Source organism: Sulfitobacter sp. 1A13496 (assembly GCF_043557225.1).
Classification (GTDB): domain Bacteria; phylum Pseudomonadota; class Alphaproteobacteria; order Rhodobacterales; family Rhodobacteraceae; genus Sulfitobacter; species Sulfitobacter faviae.
The window spans coordinates 349,568-369,164 of record NZ_JBIFFP010000001.1 but is presented as its reverse complement, the minus strand read 5'-3'; the positions used below and the strand labels follow the sequence as shown (position 1 = coordinate 369,164).

At 64.2% G+C, this 19,597-nt stretch carries 19 protein-coding genes; 7 read left to right on the top strand and 12 right to left on the bottom strand.

The annotated features are described in order from the left end of the window. Positions 1-15: 15 nt before the first annotated feature. Positions 16-1,038, top strand: a complete 1,023-nt coding sequence (locus ACGYLX_RS01845; RefSeq protein ID WP_394447023.1) for an SDR family NAD(P)-dependent oxidoreductase — start codon at positions 16-18, stop codon at positions 1,036-1,038. Between the two features lie 9 nt (positions 1,039-1,047). On the opposite strand, the gene ptsP is transcribed toward ACGYLX_RS01845, so the two are convergent. The 5 genes from ptsP to ACGYLX_RS01820 form a co-directional block, all read right to left on the bottom strand. Beyond that, positions 1,048-3,291: a phosphoenolpyruvate--protein phosphotransferase gene (gene ptsP, locus ACGYLX_RS01840; protein ID WP_067263814.1), complete on the bottom strand. Its 2,244-nt coding sequence runs from the start codon at positions 3,289-3,291 to the stop codon at positions 1,048-1,050. A gap of 161 nt (positions 3,292-3,452) precedes the next feature. Beyond that, a complete protein-coding gene (locus ACGYLX_RS01835) occupies positions 3,453-4,691 on the bottom strand; it encodes an aspartate kinase (protein WP_136720516.1) in 1,239 nt (412 codons plus the stop codon). A gap of 87 nt (positions 4,692-4,778) precedes the next feature. Further along, complete coding sequence (locus ACGYLX_RS01830; protein ID WP_394447021.1) at positions 4,779-5,423, bottom strand: SDR family oxidoreductase; 645 nt, start codon at positions 5,421-5,423, stop codon at positions 4,779-4,781. 26 nt (positions 5,424-5,449) lie between these two features. Next, complete coding sequence (locus ACGYLX_RS01825; protein WP_394447019.1) at positions 5,450-5,917, bottom strand: DUF1178 family protein; 468 nt, start codon at positions 5,915-5,917, stop codon at positions 5,450-5,452. Between the two features lie 94 nt (positions 5,918-6,011). Continuing rightward, on the bottom strand, positions 6,012-6,479 hold the full coding sequence (locus ACGYLX_RS01820) for an NUDIX hydrolase (RefSeq protein WP_067267814.1): 468 nt from the start codon (positions 6,477-6,479) through the stop codon (positions 6,012-6,014). Between the two features lie 110 nt (positions 6,480-6,589). On the opposite strand from ACGYLX_RS01820, the gene modA reads away from it, so the two are divergent. The 3 genes from modA to modC are packed head-to-tail and all read left to right on the top strand — an operon-like array spanning position 6,590 to position 9,094. After that, positions 6,590-7,327: a molybdate ABC transporter substrate-binding protein gene (modA, locus tag ACGYLX_RS01815; RefSeq protein ID WP_394447017.1), complete on the top strand. Its 738-nt coding sequence runs from the start codon at positions 6,590-6,592 to the stop codon at positions 7,325-7,327. Further along, entirely contained in the window at positions 7,317-8,009 is a 693-nt protein-coding gene (gene modB, locus ACGYLX_RS01810; RefSeq protein WP_394447015.1) for a molybdate ABC transporter permease subunit, read from the top strand. Before modA ends, modB begins: the two co-directional genes overlap by 11 nt. Then, entirely contained in the window at positions 8,009-9,094 is a 1,086-nt protein-coding gene (modC, locus tag ACGYLX_RS01805) for a molybdenum ABC transporter ATP-binding protein (RefSeq protein ID WP_394447013.1), read from the top strand. The genes modB and modC overlap by 1 nt, the downstream gene beginning before the upstream one ends. Here the strand turns inward: modC and ACGYLX_RS01800 are convergent, their stop codons facing one another. Further along, entirely contained in the window at positions 9,095-9,862 is a 768-nt protein-coding gene (locus ACGYLX_RS01800; protein WP_271693191.1) for an EcsC family protein, read from the bottom strand. It lies immediately after the preceding gene. A gap of 51 nt (positions 9,863-9,913) precedes the next feature. Further along, complete coding sequence (locus ACGYLX_RS01795) at positions 9,914-10,393, bottom strand: GNAT family N-acetyltransferase (protein ID WP_394448073.1); 480 nt, start codon at positions 10,391-10,393, stop codon at positions 9,914-9,916. A gap of 105 nt (positions 10,394-10,498) precedes the next feature. Here ACGYLX_RS01795 and ACGYLX_RS01790 point away from each other — a divergent pair, with 105 nt between their 5' ends. Next, the gene (locus ACGYLX_RS01790) at positions 10,499-11,104 is read left to right on the top strand and encodes a flavin reductase family protein (RefSeq protein ID WP_394447011.1); all 606 of its coding nucleotides are present in this window, start codon (positions 10,499-10,501) and stop codon (positions 11,102-11,104) included. Positions 11,105-11,351: 247 nt separating this feature from the next. Here the strand turns inward: ACGYLX_RS01790 and ACGYLX_RS01785 are convergent, their stop codons facing one another. Further along, positions 11,352-12,983 (bottom strand): SulP family inorganic anion transporter, encoded by a 1,632-nt coding sequence (locus ACGYLX_RS01785; RefSeq protein ID WP_394411240.1) that lies wholly within the window; start codon positions 12,981-12,983, stop codon positions 11,352-11,354. A gap of 266 nt (positions 12,984-13,249) precedes the next feature. On the opposite strand from ACGYLX_RS01785, the gene ACGYLX_RS01780 reads away from it, so the two are divergent. Beyond that, positions 13,250-14,122 (top strand): S-methyl-5'-thioadenosine phosphorylase, encoded by an 873-nt coding sequence (locus ACGYLX_RS01780; protein ID WP_394447010.1) that lies wholly within the window; start codon positions 13,250-13,252, stop codon positions 14,120-14,122. Between the two features lie 167 nt (positions 14,123-14,289). After that, a complete protein-coding gene (locus ACGYLX_RS01775; RefSeq protein WP_271693186.1) occupies positions 14,290-14,820 on the top strand; it encodes an adenine phosphoribosyltransferase in 531 nt (176 codons plus the stop codon). Here ACGYLX_RS01775 and ACGYLX_RS01770 read toward each other — a convergent pair. The 4 genes from ACGYLX_RS01770 to thrC form a co-directional block, all read right to left on the bottom strand. Continuing rightward, positions 14,817-16,232: an FAD-binding oxidoreductase gene (locus tag ACGYLX_RS01770; RefSeq protein WP_394447008.1), complete on the bottom strand. Its 1,416-nt coding sequence runs from the start codon at positions 16,230-16,232 to the stop codon at positions 14,817-14,819. The two genes, ACGYLX_RS01775 and ACGYLX_RS01770, sit on opposite strands and share 4 nt — an antisense overlap. Before the next feature lie 135 nt (positions 16,233-16,367). Further along, positions 16,368-16,952: a GNAT family N-acetyltransferase gene (locus ACGYLX_RS01765; protein WP_271689988.1), complete on the bottom strand. Its 585-nt coding sequence runs from the start codon at positions 16,950-16,952 to the stop codon at positions 16,368-16,370. Then, entirely contained in the window at positions 16,949-18,211 is a 1,263-nt protein-coding gene (locus tag ACGYLX_RS01760; RefSeq protein ID WP_394447006.1) for a M16 family metallopeptidase, read from the bottom strand. The genes ACGYLX_RS01765 and ACGYLX_RS01760 overlap by 4 nt, the downstream gene beginning before the upstream one ends. Next, complete coding sequence (gene thrC, locus ACGYLX_RS01755) at positions 18,208-19,596, bottom strand: threonine synthase (RefSeq protein WP_394447004.1); 1,389 nt, start codon at positions 19,594-19,596, stop codon at positions 18,208-18,210. Before thrC ends, ACGYLX_RS01760 begins: the two co-directional genes overlap by 4 nt. Position 19,597 lies beyond the last annotated feature (1 nt).

Sequence of the window (19,597 nt, the reverse complement as noted above, 5' to 3'; positions counted from 1 at the left end):
AGCGAGGATGCCAGAATGAACAGCACGCAAAGGATACTCGTCACCGGCACGAGCGGTTTCATCGGCTTTCACCTTGCCCGGCTGTTGCTGGCCGAAGGCGCGCGGGTGCAGGGCTATGATGGGATGACCGATTACTACGATGTCGCCCTGAAACAACGCCGCCACGCGATGCTGCTGCAGCATGAGCATTTCACCACCAAAGAAGCGCTGCTGGAAGACCGCGAGACCTTCGACGCGCTGGTTGATGACTTTGCCCCCGACATGATCGTGCACCTTGCCGCACAGGCGGGCGTGCGCCACAGCATAGACCACCCCCGCGCCTTTCTGGAGGCGAATATCACCGGCACCTTCAACGTGATGGAGGCTGCGCGGCGGTTGGAGGTGAAACACCTGCTCATGGCCTCCTCCTCGTCAATCTACGGGGCCAATACCGACATGCCTTTCGCCGAGACAGGGGCCACCGACCGGCCCCTGTCGATCTACGCCGCCACGAAAAAAGCGAATGAGGGGATGGCCCATGCCTGTGCCCACCTATGGGGTCTGCCGACGACGATGTTTCGGTTTTTCACCGTCTACGGGCCTTGGGGGCGGCCCGACCTTGCCTTGAGTAAATTCGTCGACGCGATCCTCGATGGCCGTCCGATCGACATCTACAACCACGGCGAGATGTACCGCGATTTCACCTGTGTCGACGATCTGGTGCGCGCCATTCGGCTGCTGATGGATTGCGTTCCGCCGCAACCGGGCACGGCGCCACCGCCGCCGGACTGGGATTCGCTCTCCCCCGCGGCCCCCTACCGTGTGGTGAATATCGGCAATTCCGAAAAGGTGCGCCTGCTGGATTTCGTCGAGGCGATCGAAGCCGCTCTCGGCAAGCGGGCGGTCCGCAATTACATGGGGATGCAGATGGGTGACGCCCCCGCCACATGGGCCGATGCGACCCTGCTACATAGGCTCACCGGCTACCGCCCACAGACCGACATTCACGAAGGCATCGCGCGTTTCGTCGCTTGGTTTCGGGATTATCACGGCAGATAGCCGCAGCGCTTAGTGCTGGTGCTGCTGGCGGACGTAGTCCATCACCGCACCCCTAACCGACATCTCGCCCTGCTCTCGTGCGGCATGGATGACCGCGCGCACGTCGTCGAGATTGCAGCGCCGCAGCAGGCTTTTGACCGGCCCGATCGATGCCGGGCGCATCGACAGGGTCTTGAGCCCGATGGCCGCGAAACACAGCGCCTCGACCGGGCGGCCCGCATCCTCCCCGCAGAAAGACAGCGCGGTATCGGTTTCGGCGCAACGTTCCACGATGCCCTCAAGGAAGGTCAGGAAAGAGACGTTCAGCGTGTCATAGCGCCGCCGCACCCGCTCGTTCTCACGGTCGGCGGCGAAAAAGAACTGCTTAAGGTCATTGCCCCCGATCGACAGAAACTCGACCTCTTCAAAGAATTTCTTTGGGGCAAAGGCGAGGCTGGGGGTCTCCAGCATGGCGCCGACCTCCAGCTTTTCGGGCAAGACATGGCCAAGAATACGCTCCCGCTCCATCGCTTTGTCGACCTCGGCGCGGGCGGCGCGGAATTCCTCGAACTGGGCGATAAAGGGGAACATCACCGCCAGCGGGCGGCCCGCGGCGGCGCGGATCAGGGCCTGCAACTGCATCCGCATGACACCGGGCTTGTCCAGCCCCACCCGGATCGCGCGCCAGCCGAGGGCCGGGTTCGGCTCATCATGGGGCTTCATATAGGGCAGCACCTTGTCCGACCCGATGTCGAGCGTGCGGAAGACCACGCGGCGGCCATGGGCGGCATCGAGCACGCGGGCATAAAGCGCGGCAAGCTCGGTCCGGCGGGGCATCTGGTTGCGCACCAGAAACTGCAACTCGGTGCGGAAGAGCCCGACCCCTTCGGCCCCCGACCCTTCGAGCGAGGGCAGATCGGCCATCAGACCTGCGTTCATCTGTAGGCTGATGATCCGCCCGCATTTCGTCTCAGCCGGTTTATCGCGGATCGAGGCATAGCGTTCCTGCGCCGCCGCTTGCATCGCGATCTTGTCGCGAAAGGCCGTGGCCACGGTATCGTCGGGGCGCAGATGCACCACGCCCTGCTCACCATCGACCATGATGTGATCGCCGTTCAGCGCGTCATTGGTCACGCGGCTGGCGTGGACGATCAGCGGAATCGCCAGCGCCCGCGCGACAACAGCGGCGTGAGAGCCGACCGAGCCGCCCTCTAACACAATGCCGCGCAGCGACCGCCCGTAATCCAGCAGTTCCGCCGGGCCGATGTTGCGCGCCACGAGGATCGGATCGACCGGCATCTCGGCCCCGGTATCGCTGCCCTGCCCCGTCAAATTGCGCAGCAGCCGGTTCGACAGATCATCCAGATCCGACAACCGCTCACGCAGGTAGGCATCATTGACCTGCCCCAGACGGGCGCGGGCCATGGATTGCTCTTTCTCGACCGCGGCCTCAGCGCTCAGCCCGCTTTGGATATCCTCCACCATGCGCCGCATCCAGCCTTTGGAATTGGCGAACATGCGGTAGGCTTCGAGCACCTTCTGCTGCTCTTTGTCGGCGGTAAGGCTTAACAATTGGTCAACGCTGAGCCGCAATTGCTCGACCGCTTCGGTCAGCCGCTCCGTCTCACGTTCAGGATCGTCGGCAATGGGGTTGGAGACCACCACCCGCGGCTCATGCAGCCAGACGTGCCCCTCGGCCACGCCCTCCTGCCCTACGGTGCCGCGCAGCAGCACCGGCTGGCTATGCCGGGCCGACATCGCAGCCCCCTCGCCGACAAAGGCGCCAAGCTCGGCCATTTCGGCCAGCACCATCGCGACGACCTCAAGCGCATAGACCTCATCGGCGGAGAACTCCCGCGCGACCTTGGACTGTACCACCAGCACGCCCAGCGTCTCACCCAGACGTTGCACCGGCACCCCAAGGAAGGAGGAATAAATCTCCTCCCCCGTCTCGGGCATGAAGCGGAAACCGGCGGCTTGGGGCGCATCGGGCGTGTTGATGACCGTGCGCCTCTTGGCGACCCGACCGACCAGACCTTCGCCCAGTTTCATGCGCGTTTCATGCACCGCCGCTTCGTTCAGCCCTTCGGTGGCACAAAGCTCAAGCGTGTCTTCGTCGCGAAACAGATAGATCGAGCAGACTTCGCAGCCCATGGAGTTGGCGATCAACTGGGTGATCTTGTCCAGCCGCGCCTGCCCCGCCACATCGCTGGCCATCGCATCGCGCAGCCGCCCCAGCAGCTTGCGGCTTTCTGTCTCAACCCGTTCGGCCATATGATCCGGTCCCTGTCCCTCTGGAGCAGGGTTTAGCGCACTCGCGCAAGGATAGAAATGCTATTCGCGCCATACCCTACATCCTCAGCCAGCATATCGGCGGGATGCTGCAGATTTACGCAAGGGGTCACCTTGCGTAAAACCCGTGTCATCGCAGGTGTTTAGGCCGCTTTATCAAGCTCGAAAGCGTCGTGGAGCGCCTGCACGGCCAATTCCATATACTTGCGGTCGATCAACACGCTGATCTTGATCTCGGAGGTAGTGATCACCTTGATGTTGATCCCCTCGTCCGAGAGCACCTTGAACATCTTGGCGGCCACGCCGGTGTGGCTGCGCATGCCGATCCCCACCACGGAAACCTTGGCCACAGCCTTGTCGGCGATCAACTCCTGATAGTTGATGATCCCCTCTTCATGGGCCTTTTCCATCGCCTTTTCAGCGCGGATCACCTGATCGACGGGGCAGGACCACGTCATATCGGTGCGCCCCTCTTCGGAAATGTTCTGAACGATCATATCGACATTCACGCCGCCCTCGCTGAGCGCGGTAAAGATCGTCGCGGCGATGCCGGGGCGGTCCGCCACGGACACCAAGGTCATCTTTGCCTCATCACGGGAAAACGCGACCCCGGCCACCACATTGCTTTCCATGATTTCCTCCTCATCGCAGACGAGCGTCCCGGCATCGTCAGATTGTTCTTCGAAACTGCTCAGCACCCGCAGTTTAACCTTGTAGCGCATCGCCAGTTCGACCGAACGGGTCTGCAAAACCTTCGCCCCGAGAGAGGCCAGTTCCAGCATCTCTTCAAAGGAAATCTTGTCAAGTTTGCGGGCCTTGGATTCGACCCGCGGGTCGGTGGTGTAGACACCATCGACGTCGGTATAGATATCGCAGCGCTCCGCGCCAAAGGCGGCGGCAAAGGCGACAGCGGTCGTGTCAGACCCGCCCCGGCCCAGCGTGGTGATCCGGCCCTGCGGGCTGATGCCCTGAAAACCTGCGACCACGGCCACCTTCATGCCTTCGCCGAACTTGGCGTTGATGTTGTCGGTGGGGATCTCTTCGATCCGCGCGGCGGAATGGGCATCGGTGGTGCGCACCGGCACCTGCCAGCCCTGCCAAGACCGCGCGGGCACGTCCATTTCCTGCAAAGTAAGCGCCATGAGGCCGGCGGTGACATTCTCCCCGCTCGACACGATGGCGTCATATTCGCGCGCATCATAGAGTGGCGAAGTCTCATTGACGAAGCCCACCAGCTTGTTCGTCTCACCCGACATGGCGGATACGATGACGATCACGTCATAGCCCTTGGCCACCTCGACGCCGACGCGCTTTGCCGCGCGGCGGATACGGTCCAAAGTGGCAACCGAAGTCCCACCGAATTTCATAACCAGAACAGGCATATTGTCCCCCGCGCAACAGTCCAGCGCGGTCTAAGCCCACGGCCCGGCAAGGGCAAGCCTATTTAACATGACGTTATGTAGCGCCGCCTAGAACGGATGCGCGCGGCCATCCCAAGTCTCGAAACAGCCCGTCTGTCCAAGGTCCAGCGCGGCGATCCGCCCGGCGAGGCCCTGCGCCGAGTCCTCAACGCTGATCTCGCCCTGATCGCCGCCCATATCGGTGCGCACCCAGCCGGGATGGTAAATGCCCACCGCAATGCCCTCGGGCTTCAGGTCCACCGCCAGATTGCGCCCCAGATTGATCGCCGCCGCTTTGGAGGCGCGGTAGATATAGCTGCCCCCCGGCGCCCGCGTCTGCGAGCCCATCTGCGAGGCAATGATGGCGATTTTCGCCCCCTGCGCCGCCCGCAGGTTGGGCAGCAGGGATTGCACGGTGAGGAAAACCCCGGTCACATTGGTCGCAAAGCTCTGCACCCAGAGGTCGGGGCCAAAGCCGGTATCCAAGTCATCGCCCTTGTCGAGATAGACGCCCGCATTGCAGATCAGCAGGTCCAGCGGGCGGTCTTGCAGGCTTGCGGCGAAGGACGCGTGGCTTGCCGGGTCGGTCACGTCCAGCACGGCCTGCGCGCCTGCGCCGCGTGCGGTGCCGATCACCTCTTCGCCCGCGTCTTTATACTGGCGGGCCAGCGCAGCGCCGATGCCGCGGCTGGCGCCTGTGATAACGATGGTCATGGGCGATCCTTTATGAAAATGGGCTTTTAGGAAAGTTGGCGTTTGGGTTTGAACGGGAGCGGCATCAAGGGCACGCCCTCGGCCACCAATTCCCGCGCCTGATCCAGCTGCGCCTCGCCATAGATCGGGCGCTCGGGGCTGCGCCCTGCGTGCATGTCCCGCGCCTCGCGCACGAAATTCTTGCCAACGTAATCGGAGGTGGATTCGACCTTTTTGCGTAGAGCGGTCAGCGCCTTTTCCACGTCACTTGCCGGATTGGACAGGGCCGGGGCGGGTGTCTTGGCAGATTGCGGTTTTTCTGCCGCTTCCGGCGCAGCCGGAGCGCTGCCGCCCGAGGTGACCCGCGGGGCCATCAGCGATTTGCTCACCTCCGTCGACCCGCAGACCGCACAGCTCAGATGGCCCGCACGGGCGAGGCTGTCAAAGGCTGCCGCGGATTGGAACCAACTTTCGAAACCATGCCCGGCCTCGCATTTCAGTGCATAACGGATCATTCGCCCGGTCCTCAAACTCTTTGCTTTAAATGGGCTGCGGCGCGAAAGAGGTCAAGACAAGCGCGGGCGCGGCGCGCATCGAAACGCCGCGCTGTCAGCCTGCCAAACCACCGCTGCGCGGATCGAAATCTCGGATCAGCCGCGCCAGATCGGGGGCCTCCACCAGCCGGGCGGCCTTGCGGCGCGAACACCACATCCGCTTGCGCTGTCCCTTCTCGGGGAAGTGTTTGGCCAGCGCCTTGACCTTTACCGGGTAGAGCATCGCCAGACAGGGCAAGGTCCCATCCGCGCCGGTTTTTGCATAGCTGTAGACGCCCAGACATTGCCCCCGCGCCTGCCCCACGACGCCGCCTTCCTCCCATGCCTCGACCAAGGCCGAGGCGGCGGGGGTCTTGCCCTCCATCGGCCAACCCTTGGGAATGATCCAACGTTTGCTCCCGCGCGAAGTGATCAGCAGGATCTGCAACTTGCCCCGTTTACGACGCCAGCAGAGCGCCGCGAATTGAATGCGCAGCTCATCCTTCTGTCCGCCGTTCAAGGATATCGGAGCCTGTTTCACCATCCGTTGCAGCCGCGCCCCTTGGCAGGTTGTTTCCCCTTGACCCTAGCGCGGCGATCCCCGTCTGGCCATATCCCCTTGCCCCCTTTCATCGCATCAAAGATACTACCAAAATGATAAGATTTTCCGCTCTTCTGACAGTGCTTTGCAGCCTTGCCCTGCCCCTTCGGGCCGAGGCACCCGTGACGGTCTTTGCCGCCGCCAGCCTGCGCGGCGCGTTGGAGGAGGTCACGGCGGATTTCCCCGCGCCGGTGGTGCTGTCTTATGGCGGCTCAGGCACGATGGCGCGGCAGGTCGCCTCCGGGGCGCCCGCCGATGTGGTCTTGCTTGCCAATAGCGACTGGATGACATGGCTCGCGGACGAAGGCGTTGAGGGGGCCGGGAATGCGCAGATCATCGCCCGCAACCGCCTCGTGCTGATTGCCCCCGCCGACAGCGCCCCACTTGCCGATCCCGCCGAGCTGCCCGCCCGGCTTGGCGCCGAGGGGCGGCTTGCCATGGGGCAACGCGACGCCGTTCCCGCAGGCAGCTATGCCCGTGCATGGCTCACCCATGCGGGGCTTTGGCAACGGCTGCAAAGCCGCTTGGCCGAGACCGACAATGTCCGCGCCGCATTGGCCTTGGTCGCGCGAGGCGATGCGCCGCTTGGCGTGGTCTATGCCAGCGACGCGCAGGCCGAGCCGGCGGTGCAAACCGTCTATGAGGTGCCCGCCGAGGCCCATGCCCCAATCACCTATCCCGCCGCGGCGTTGACGGCCAAGGGCAAAATGCTGGTCGATTTCCTGACCACCGAGGCGGCACAGGCGATCTTTGTGGACCACGGGTTCCTTCGGGCCGATCATGGATCTTGACGCCGCCGCTTGGGCCGCGCTGTTTCTGTCGCTGCGGGTGGCCAGCGTGGCGATGCTCTGCTCCCTGCCGCTGGCGCTTTGGGTGGCGTGGATCCTCGCCCGAAAGGAGTTTCGCGGCAAAGGCGTGCTGAGCGCGCTGGTCCATCTACCGCTGGTGCTGCCGCCCGTGGTGACGGGCTATCTGCTGCTGCTCAGCTTTGGCCGCAACGCGCCTTTGGGCCGCCTGTTGGAGAGCCTCGGCATTGGTCTTGCCTTTCATTGGACGGGCGCGGTGCTGGCTGCGCTGATCATGGGATTCCCGCTGATGGTTCGCGCCATGCGGCTGGCGATCGAGGCGGTCGACCCCCGGATAGAGGACGCCGCCGCCACCCTCGGCGCGCCGCGCCTCAGCGTATTTTGCCGCGTCACCTTGCCGCTGATCTTTCCCGGCATCCTTGCTGGGGCGGTGATGGGCTTTGCCAAGGCGATGGGTGAATTCGGCGCCACGATCACCTTTGTCGCCAATATCCCCGGCCAGACCCAAACCCTGCCAAGCGCGATCTGGACGGCCTTGCAGGTGCCGGGCGGTGAAAACCGTGCACTGGCCATGGCCGCGCTGGCCGGGTTGGTGGCGCTGGCTGCCGTGTTGCTCTCCGAAGCCTTGGCACGGCGGGTCGCGAAACGCATTTCGGGGGCGCGCTGATGCTTGAGGTCACGCTGCGCCATGGGTTCGACGGCTTCGATCTGGACCTGTCTTTCACCACCCAAGGCGGGATCACCGCGCTCTTTGGCCGCTCCGGCGCGGGCAAGACGACGGTGATCAATGCACTCGCCGGATTGCTGCGCCCCGATGTCGGGCGCGTGGTGCTGGACGGTGAGGTGCTTTTGGATACGCAGCGCGGCATCTGGGTGCCGCCGCATCGCCGCAGGCTGGGCTATGTCTTTCAAGACGCGCGGCTTTTTCCCCATTTGGACGTGCGCGGCAACCTGACCTTCGGCGCGCGCTATGCGCCCCGCGGCAGCCAAGGCGCGGGTTTTGCCGATGTCGTGGCGCTTCTGGGGCTTGAGCCCCTGCTCGACCGTGCCCCGGCAACGCTTTCAGGCGGAGAAAAACAACGTGTCGCCCTTGGTCGCGCCCTACTGTGCCATCCGCGCATGTTGTTGATGGATGAGCCGCTGGCCAGCCTCGATGGCCCGCGCAAGCAAGAGATCCTGCCCTATCTCGAACGGCTGCGCGACGGGGGGTTGGACCTGCCAATCCTCTACGTCAGCCATGCGGTGGACGAAATCGCCCGCCTCGCCGATCGCTTGGTGCTGCTGCAAAACGGGCGACTGAAGGCCCAGGGCGCGCTGTTCGACGTGATGGCCGACCCGGCAGCCGTGCCGCTGCTCGGCGTGCGCGAAGCGGGCGCGGTGCTGGAGGCCGATGTCATCGCTCATGCCGAGGATGGGCTCTCGACCCTCGCCGTGCGGGCGGGGCAATTGGAGCTTCCCGGCGTGCAAGCGCCGGTGGGCGCGCGGGTGCGGCTGCGGGTCTTGGCGCAGGATGTGATCCTGTCGCGCACGCGGCCCGAGGTGCTGTCTTCGGTCAACATCCTGCCCGTGCGAGTCGAGGCTGTGCATCCCGGCGACGGCCCCGGTGCGGCCATCGCGCTCGACGCAGGCGGAGACCGCCTTTTGGCGCGGGTGACGGCCCGGGCGGTCCGCGACCTTGATCTGCGCGAGGGCATGAGCTGCTACGCCATCCTCAAGGCCACCACAGTGGCCCCGGGAAGCATCGGGCGCTGATCACAGTTTGGGCGGCGTCCTGCCCATTTTCTTGCGTAGGCGGGCGACCAGTTCCTCTTGCGGGATATCCGCCTCTATCGCCAGTTTGCGCAGGCCGAAATGCACATGGGCCATGTCTTGGTAATAGCTGGTATAGGCATAGTTCGTCGCAGCCCCAGCCACTGCACCCAGCACCGGCACCGCCTGCGCGGCGAGCTTTTGCCCCAGCACCAGCGCCAGACGCGGCGCCACGCGGGCGATCACCGCATTCATCGCGCGGCCCGTGAGCGCCATGCGCACGGTAAGAAACCCCAGATCAGCGCTATCGTCATCCGCCAGCGGCCCGGCGGCGGTAAAGACATGCACGCAGTCGAATTGCACATTCTCCGCCGAGGGATCGAACCCATGTTCCGCCGCCACCCCTTGGATGACCCGTAACAGAAGCGTGGTGGTCACCGGCAGTTCGGCCAATGCGGTCGGCAGCCCCCCGGCCCCGCCTGCGGCGCCCATCGCGGTCGAGACCGCTTGGTTCAGCCAACCCTGCTGGTCTTTCACATAGCTGCGGCTGGAATGGGCGGCCTGCATGGCATGGCCAAGCGCCTTCATCGTCGCCCCTTCAAGGTTGCGGCGCACCGCCCCCGGCAAACGGTCGATCAACCCATCCGCGCTGCCGCCGATAAGGTTGAGCACATGGATGCCCACGCCACCCGCCTGTTTATACCGGCGGGCGATCTCATCCAGCCGGGCATCGACATCAATGGTGCTGGGCAGGTTGCTTTCGATCTGCATGGGCGTCCCTCTTTGAGCTTAGGCTCAATGTGGGTCGCGGGCGGGGTAAAATCAATCGTGCCAGCGACGAACCGTGCCCGTCACCCCGGCCCAAGCCCCCTCGGTCAAGGCGCGGCCCAAGATGCGCGCGGGGTTCGTGGGCGGCGGCATCTCGACCCCTTGCAACAGGGCAAAGCCGAAGCGGTTGTAATAGGGCGCATCGCCCACCAGCATCACCCGTTCCCAGCCCAGCGGGGCCGCCTGCGCAAGCGAGGTCTCGATCAGCCCCGCGCCCAGCCCTTCGCCCTGCCTTGTGGGGTGCACCGCCACCGGCCCCAGCAAAAGCGCCTTTGCCGCGCCGATGCGCACCGGCCAATAGCGGATCGCCCCGGCGAGGATTCCGCCGCTGTCACGGGCCACATGGTTCAGCCCCGCCACCGGCGGCACGCCATCGCGCAGACGGTAAGACGACAGCGCCTCGCGCCCCGGCGCGAAACAGGTGTCATAGAGCGCTTCAACCTCCCAATGGTCGGCGGGCACCTCCGGGGTCATCTTGTAGGGCGTCTGATGCAAGGCCGGAGGCTTTCAGGAGCAATTGCGGGTGGCGCTGGACGTAGCATGAGGCTAGCCATGGGTGCAAACCATCAAGGAGTGTACATGTTCTATCGTCCCGAAGACGGCCATGGTCTGCCGCATAACCCGTTCAACGCCATCATCAGCCCCCGCCCAATCGGCTGGATCTCTACCCGTGATGGCGCGGGTCGAGACAACCTCGCGCCCTATTCTTTTTTCAACGCCGTCGCCTATGTGCCGCCGCAGGTGATGTTCGCCTCGACCAGCGCCAAGGAAGACGTGGACGGCACCAAGGACTCCGTGGCCAACATCCGGGAGACCGGGGTGTTCTGTGTGAACGTGGTGGAATATGCGGCGCGCGACGTGATGAACGTGAGTTCTGCCATGCTGCCTCATGGCGAGGATGAATTTGCCCGCGCCGGGATCGACAAGGCCGAGTGCGAACAGATCGTCTGTGCGCGGGTGGCGAATGCGCCCGCGAGCCTCGAGTGCAAGCTGACCCAGATCGTGCAACTGCCGGGCGAGGCGAATTTCGCGGTTTTCGGTGAGGTCGTGGGCGTGCATATGCGCGACGATTGCGTGGTCGACGGGCGGTTCGACGTCACCCGGTTCCAGCCGCTGTCGCGTTTGGGGTACCGCGATTACACAGTGGTGCGGGATGTGTTCGAGTTGAAGCGGCCGGATGATTGAGGGTTGAGGACCGCAGTCGAGATGCGAGGGCCAGCGCCTGTCCGCGGGTCGGCGATCTAACGGCGCTGCGTGCCACTTTATGGCTCAACCATGATGTGCGGTCCGCAGGCTCGCGCCCAGCCTCTCTTAATCGCCTACCCGTCCGGGCGGGCAGGCGATGGCCCGGCGCCTGCGGCTTGATTCCGGGCCGGTGGCAAACTCGACCAGAAACAAAAAACCCGGCACCTTTCGGCGCCGGGTTTTCCATTCAGTGCCCGCCCAGAACCCCGGTGCGCACATCGTAATCAACCGCCAATTCGTAATCAGGGTCGTCATCGCTATCGACCATCAAATGCCCCGCCTTATTCAGCAGACGGTGACAATCCCGGCTGAGGTGGCGCAGTTGCAGACGTTTCCCCGCGGCCTCGTATTTCGCAGCCATCGCCTCGATCGCCTGTAGCGCCGATTGATCCACCACCCGGCTGTCGGCGAAATCGACGATCACCACCTCGGGGTCGTTCTCCACGTCGAAAAGCTCGGCAAAGCCGTCGGAAGAGCCGAAGAACAGCGGCCCGTGAATCTCATAGACCTTGGCGCCCTTCTCGGTCACCGATTCCCGCGTGGTCGCGTGGATGCGCCGGGCGTTGTTCCACGCATAGGCCAGCGCCGAGACGATCACGCCGACAACCACCGCCACGGCGAGATCTTCCATCACGGTCACCACGGTCACCAGAATGATGACGAAAGCGTCCATCAGCGGCACTTTGCGCAGGATGGTGAGCGAGTTCCACGCGAAGGTGCCGATCACCACCATGAACATCACGCCGACCAGAGCGGCCAGCGGAATAAGCTCGATCACCGAGGAGCCGACGAGGATGAAGAGCAGCAGGAACACCGCCGCCGCGATCCCGGCGACACGGGTGCGACCGCCGGATTTCACGTTGATCATGCTCTGGCCGATCATCGCACAGCCGCCCATGCCGCCAAAGAAACCGGTAACCGTATTGGCCACACCTTGCGCGATACATTCTTGGCTCGCGCCGCCGCGCTTGCCAGTGAGATCCCCGACGAGGTTCAGGGTCAGCAGGCTTTCAATCAGACCGATGGCGGCGAGGATGACGGCGTAAGGCAAGATGATCTCAAAGGTCTCCCAAGTCAGCGGCACCATGGGGATGTGCAAGCTCGGCAGGCCACCTTGGATCGACGCCAAGTCACCCACCCGCGGTACGTCGAGGCCGAAACCGATCACCACGGCGGCAATCACGCCGATGCCCGCTAGCGGCGCGGGGATGACCTTGGTGATGCGCGGGGTGATCCAGATGATCGCCATGGTCGCCGCCACCAGCGCCAGCATGAGGTAGAGCGGCTGGCCCGAAAGCCATTCACCACCGCCTACGCCATGACCGGTGTCGACCATGGTGCCAGGCACTTTGAACTGGCTCATCTGGGCTAGGAAAATCACGATGGCGAGGCCATTGACGAAGCCCAGCATCACCGGATGCGGCACCAGCCGGATGAACTTGCCCCATTGCATGACGCCCGCGAAAATCTGCAACAGCCCCATCAACACGACGGTGGCAAAGAGGTATTCGACCCCGTGCTGCGCCACCAGCGCCACCATGACCACGGCGAGCGCCCCGGTCGCGCCCGAGATCATGCCGGGCCGACCGCCGATCAGCGCGGTGATGAGGCCCACGAGAAAGGCGGCATAGAGCCCGACCAGCGGGTGCACACCTGCGACGAAGGCGAAGGCCACCGCCTCGGGCACCAGCGCCAGCGCCACGGTCAGCCCCGACAGCAGTTCGATCCGCAGCCGCCCGATGGAGAAACCGTCATCCGGCATCCAACGCAGATCGGTCACATCGAGGTTCTTGGCGAAATTGTGCAGCGTGGCGCGCATGGGGGCGTCCTTTGACTTTCGGAAAACGGGTATAGCGCCCTGACCGCGGATGCGGGGCGCTTTTGGCTGCACCTAGAGGAATTTCGCCCCAAAGAAAAGTGTCTTGGCGACGGGGCCACGGAAGTTGCTGCAATGCAGAAACACTTTCACCCCCTCGCCTGACGCAGTCGTGTCTTGCCTCTCGGCAAAAACACTTGATCCCCGTGGCATTCTATGAGGTTCTTTGACCCTTACCCGCAACCATCCAAGGCACAGGCTTACCCCTCATGACAGATACGAAAATCGCCGTGATCGGCGGCTCCGGCATTTACGACATCGACGGGCTTCAGGATGCCGATTGGGTCACCGTGGAGACGCCATGGGGCGCACCCTCGGATCAAGTGCTGACCGGCACGCTGGATGGGGTCGCCATGGTCTTTCTGCCGCGCCACGGCCGCGGGCATGTGCATACGCCGACCTCCGTCCCCTACCGCGCGAATATCGACGCGCTGAAACGGCTCGGCTGCACGGATGTGATCAGCGTCTCGGCCTGCGGGTCGTTCCGCGAGGAGATGGCCCCGGGCGACTTCGTGATCGTCGACCAATTCATCGACCGCACCATGGCGCGCGAGAAGAGCTTCTTCGGCCCCGGCTGCGTGGCCCATGTCTCGGTCGCCCATCCGACCTGTCCGCGCTTGGGGGACGCCTGCGAGACCGCAGCACGAGACGCGGGCATCAACGTGCACCGGGGCGGCACCTATCTGGCGATGGAGGGGCCGCAATTCTCGACGCTCGCGGAATCCAAGATGTACCGCGACAGTTGGGGGGCGGATGTGATCGGCATGACCAATATGCCCGAGGCGAAACTCGCCCGCGAGGCGGAGCTTTGCTATGCCAGTGTCGCGATGATCACTGATTACGACAGCTGGCACCCGGACCACGGCGAGGTGGATGTGACGCAGATCTTCGCCACGCTGATGGGCAACGCCGACAAGGGCCGCGCCATGGTCTCGCGCCTGCCCGCGCTTCTGGGGGCCGAGCGCGCGCCCTGCCCGCACGGCTGTGACCGGGCGCTGGAATTTGCGATCCTGACCCAGCCGGATGCGCGGGATCCGGAATTGCTGGCCAAGCTGGATGCGGTGGCGGGGCGGATGCTTTGACCGCGGGCGGCGGCTTTTCTTGGCTGAGTGCGGAAGGTATTTAAGAAAGGATGAAGGGAGGGGGATGGCGCCCCTTCCTGGATGTTGTGGGGCGGGCGCAGATGGGGGGTTCGCCCGGGCGGCGCGTTGCGCTAAGACGGGTCCGGTCAAACACGCGAAAGGGCGGCATGAAACAGGTTCAGGACTATATTCGCACGATCGTAGATTTCCCTCATGAGGGGATCATGTTTCGTGACGTGACAACGCTTTTTGCCGATCCGCGCGGGTTTCGCATGGCGATCGACCAGATGCTGCACCCCTATGCGGGGATTGCGATTGATAAGGTCGTGGGGCTGGAGGCGCGCGGTTTCATTCTTGGCGGGGCGATTGCGCATCAGTTGAGCGTGGGTTTCGTGCCGATCCGCAAGAAGGGCAAGTTGCCCGGCACGGTGATCAGTCAGGAATATCAGCTTGAATATGGCGAGGCCATTGTCGAGTTGCATGACGATGCGATCAAACCGGGCGAGAAGGTTCTGGTTGTGGATGATCTTTTGGCCACCGGCGGCACGGCGGAGGCCGGGATCAAACTGATCGAGCGTTTGGGCGGCGAGATCGTTTCCTGCGCCTTTATCATCGATCTGCCCGAGTTGGGCGGGCGCAAGCGGTTGGAAGCGCTTGGCAAAGAGGTGCATGCGCTCTGCGCTTTCGACGGGCTTTAAGCCCTTAGGACGGCGCCGGGGTTCATGATGCCTTGAGGGTCGAGCGCCGTTTTGATGGCGCGCATGGCGGTGAGTTTGGCGGGGTCGCCGTAGCGTTCGAGGTCGTCGACCTTGATGCGGCCCACGCCATGTTCCGCGCTGAACGAGCCGCCAAGGTCGTGGACGAGGTCGTGCACCAGGCGTTTCACGGCGTCGCGCTTGTCTTCGTAGTCGGCGCGGCTTTTGCCCTTTGCGGGGAAGACGTTGTAGTGCAGGTTGCCGTCCCCGACATGGCCGAAACAGTTGATGCGGAAGTCGCCGAGCGCCGAGAGCGCATCGGTGGCGCGGGTGATGAATTCGGGGATCGCGCCGAGGGGCACTGAGATGTCGTGGCTGGAGACTGAGCCGATCAGGCGGTTGGCCTCGGGGATGGATTCGCGGATGGTCCAAAAGTCTTGGGCCTGTTGGGCGTTCTGGGCGATGAGTCCGTCGGAGACGAGGCCGGCGTCGAGGGCTGCAGCGAAAAGCGCCTCTAGGGCGGCGTCGGTATCGATCTCTCCGGGGGTGCCGATGTCGATCAAGACGCACCATTGCGGGGTTTCGGCGAAGGGTTGGCGGATGTTGGGCAGGGACTCGTTAAGGAAATCGAAACCTCTTCGGTGCATCAATTCGAAAGCGCTGATCATTTCGTCCAAGTGGTCGCGCGCGAGGGAGAGGAGCGCCAATGCGGCGGCGGGGCTCTCGACCGCCATGAGTGCGGTGCCACTGCGGGCGGGGCGCGCGTAGAGCTTGAGGGCCGCGGCGGTGATCACGCCGAGGGTGCCTTCGGCGCCGATCAGCAGGTTGCGCAGATCGTAGCCGGTGTTGTTTTTGCGCAGGCGGGTCAGCCCGTGCCAGATTTGGCCGTCAGGCAAGACGGCTTCGAGGCCGAGGCAGAGGTCGCGGGCGTTGCCGTAACGCAGCACGCCGGTGCCGCCTGCGTTCGTCGAAAGCGTGCCGCCGATGCGCGCGGTTCCTTCGGCGGCGAGGGACAGGGGGAAGAGGCGGTTTGCCTCTTCGGCGGCGGTTTGGACATCGGCGAGGATTGTGCCTGCTTCGGCGACCAATACGTTCTCTTCGGACAGAACGGCCCGGATGCGGCTCATGCGTTCGAGGGAGAGGATCAGGGGTGCCGGGCCATCGCTGCTGATTTGGCCGCCGACAAGGCCGGTGCCGCCGCCATAGGGCACGACCGGCACGCGGGCGGCATGGGCGGCGCGGATCAGGGTGGCGACCTCTTCGGTGCTGCGCGGCAGGGCCAAGACGCCCCCCTGCCCCGCGTAGCGGCCGCGGGGTTCTTCGAGGTAGCGCTGCTCGGGATCGCGCAGCACATCGTCTGGCAGTTGCGCGCGCAGGGTGTCGATGAAGGCGGTGTCGGCGGGGTTCAGTGTCATGGGCCTTTGATCCTGCGCGGGGCGCGCAGATGCAAGGGCAAAGCGCCGGACCGGCTGGGAGAATGCGGGGCGTGAGGCGGGGCGATAATGCCCCGGCGATGCTTATGTTGTCAGCGAAGCGTTTCGCCTTGAGCCTTAGCCTACGCCCGTGCGGCCGCGCCGGTCTTTGCGTAGGGAGGCGTAGAGCACATGGGTCCGCCAGCGGCCATCGATTTGCAGATAGCTCTGCGCAACGCCCTCGTATTTGAAGCCCGCCTTTTCGAGCAGGCCGCGGGAGGCTTGGTTTTCTGGCAGGCAGGCGGCCTCGATGCGCGACAGGTCGAGGCGGGTGAAGGCCTGATGCACCGTCGCTTCGATCGCCTCGCGCATGTAGCCTTGGCGGGCAAAGGGTTCGCCCGTCCAATAGCCCAGGGTGCCGGATTGGGCCGGCCCGCGGCGGATGTTGTCGAGGGTGATCGCACCGACGAGGTTTTGGTCGCTGCGCCGGATCAGGAAGAGCGGCATGGCGTTGCCCGAGGAAACCGAGCGCTGCGCCCAGTAGACACGGTTTGTAAACGCCTTGCGGGTGAGGTGATCCTCAGCCCATGTCGGCTCCCACGGGCGCAGGTAGTCGTTGCTGGCGCGGCGCAGGGCGGCCCAGGCGCGGAAGTCGGCGTGGATCGGCGGGCGCAGGGTCAGCCGTTCCGTTTCAATCCGCAGTTTGCGTCGCCCCAGCATCAGGCGGCGCGTCGGTTGTGAAGGTCGTCCAGCGTCGGGGCGGCGTCGACCGGGCCGTAGAGCGCGAGGGCCGCAGGGGCTTGCGTGGCCATACGTTCGGCGAAATCGCGCACGTCGCCGGTGGTCACCGCGTCGATCTGGGCGACGGTTTCTTCCAGCGGCGGTACACGGTCCCAAATCTGGATGAGCCGCGCCAGACGTTCGGCACGGTTGGAGGGGCTTTCCAGCCCCATGAGCAGCCCGGCTTTCATCTGCGCCCGGGCGCGGGCGACTTCGGCAGGCGACATGTCGGAGGCGGCGCGCTTCATCTCGTCGATGGTGATATTGGCCAGTTCGGGCAGTTGTTCGGCGCTGGTGCCGGCGTAGATCGTGGTCATGCCCGTGTCGGCATAGGCGCCCGCTTGCGCGAAGATCGTGTAGCAAAGGCCGCGATTCTCGCGAATCTCTTGGAACAGGCGGGAGGACATGCCGCCGCCCAAGGCCGAGGCATAGATCTGGGCAATGTAGATGTCGTCGGAGCGGTACCCGGGGCTTTCAAAGCCGAGCGCGAAATGGGCCTGTTCCAGCTGTTTGACCTGTCGATATTCGCCGCCCCCGAAACGGGCGCTGTCGATCTGGTAGAGCCTCTTGGCGGGCATGTCGCCAAAGAGGCTTTCGGCGAGTTTGACGATTTTGTCGTGGTCCACCGCACCGGCAGCCGAAAGGATCATCTGCTCGGGCCCGTAGTGATCGGCGATGAACCGTTGCAAGTCGTCACGCGAGAAGGCCGAGACCCGCTCGCTTGGCCCAAGGATCGTGCGACCGATGGGCTGATCCGGGTAGGCCTGCTCTTGCAGCCAGTCGAAAATCACATCGTCGGGCGTGTCGAGCGCTTGGCCGATCTCTTGCAGGATTACGCCGCGTTCGACCTCGACTTCTGAAGGGTCCAGCACCGGATTGCGCAGGATGTCGGCGATCACGTCGAGGCCGAGCGCCACATCATTTTCCAGCACGCGGGCATAATAGGCGGTGACTTCGCGTGAGGTATAGGCGTTGATATAGCCACCCACATCCTCAATCGCCTCGGCGATTTGCAGCGAGGAACGGGTCGCGGTGCCTTTGAACGCCATATGTTCGAGGAAATGCGCGATGCCGTTTTGCTGCGGCGTCTCGTGGCGCGCGCCTGCGTTGACCCAGACGCCGATGGCGGAGGAGGCAAGCCCCTCCATATGTTCGGTGACGATGCGAAAGCCGTTGGGCAATGTGGTCTGTTGAAGGCTCACGCGGAGAGGTTTCCTTTGATATGCGCTTTGAGCGCGTCGAGGTCGTTAGGCAGCCGGGTGAAACGTTCTTCCCGGTCGAAAAGGTCCGCCATGCGGGGCGGCAGGGCCGGGCGGATGCCGGTGGCCGCCTCAACAGCGTCTGGGAATTTTGCCGGATGGGCGGTGGCCAGCGTGACCATCGGCGTGGCCGGATCGCGCAGATCATCCGCAACCTTCACGCCTACGGCGGAATGCGGGCAGAGCAGCTCACCCGTGGTGCGGCGGCGGTCGGCGATGGTGGCGGTGGTTTCCTCTTCGGAGACGCGGCCCGAGCGGTAGATGTCTTGCAGCGCTTGCATCGCCCCTTGAGAGACGTCGAAACCGCCCTGCCCCAACTCGTCCATCAACTGCGCCACGGCACCGGCGTCGCGGTCATAGGCGTCAAAGAGGGCGCGTTCGAAATTCGAGGAGACCTGAATGTCCATCGAGGGGCTGATCGAGGGGGTCACGCTCCCCTTGTGATAGCCTTGGCCCGAGAGGCAGCGGTGCAGGATGTCGTTCTGGTTGGTGGCGACGATTAAATCGGCGATGGGCAGGCCCATGCGCTTGGCGATATAGCCCGCGAAAATGTCGCCGAAATTGCCGGTGGGCACGGTGAAGCTGATCTCACGCAGGGGCGCGCCGAGGCTCGTAGCGGCGGTGAAGTAATAGACCACCTGCGCCAGCACCCGGCCCCAGTTGATCGAATTCACCCCTGCCAGCCGCACGGTATCGCGGAAGTCGAAATCGTTGAACATGTCCTTAAGGCGCGCTTGGCAATCGTCGAAATCACCGTCGATGGCCAGCGCGTGCACGTTGGATTCCGCGGGCGTGGTCATCTGGCGGCGCTGCACGTCAGACACCCGGCCATGGGGGTAGAGGATGAAGACATCGACATTGTCGAGCCCTTTGAAGGCTTCGATCGCGGCGGAGCCGGTGTCACCCGAGGTGGCGCCCACGATGGTCACCCGCTCGCCCTTGCGGCCCAACGCGGCTTGGAACATCTGGCCGATAAGCTGCATGGCGAAGTCTTTGAATGCCAGTGTCGGCCCGTGGAAGAGTTCCAGCAGGAAATGGTTCGGGGCGAGTTGCACCATCGGCGCGCGGGCGGTGTGGCCGAAGCCTGCGTAAGCGCGGGCGATGATGGCGCGGAATTCTTCGTCGGTGAAAGTGTCACCGATGAAGGGGCGCATGACGGTGAAGGCGACCTCTTCGTAGCTTTGGCCCTGCATGGCCGCGATCTGTTCCGCGCTCAGCGTCGGGATCGTTTCGGGGACGTAGAGGCCGCCGTCACGGGCAAGGCCGGTCAGCATTGCCTCTTCGAAGGACAGAACAGGGGCGGAGCCACGGGTAGAGATATAGCGCATA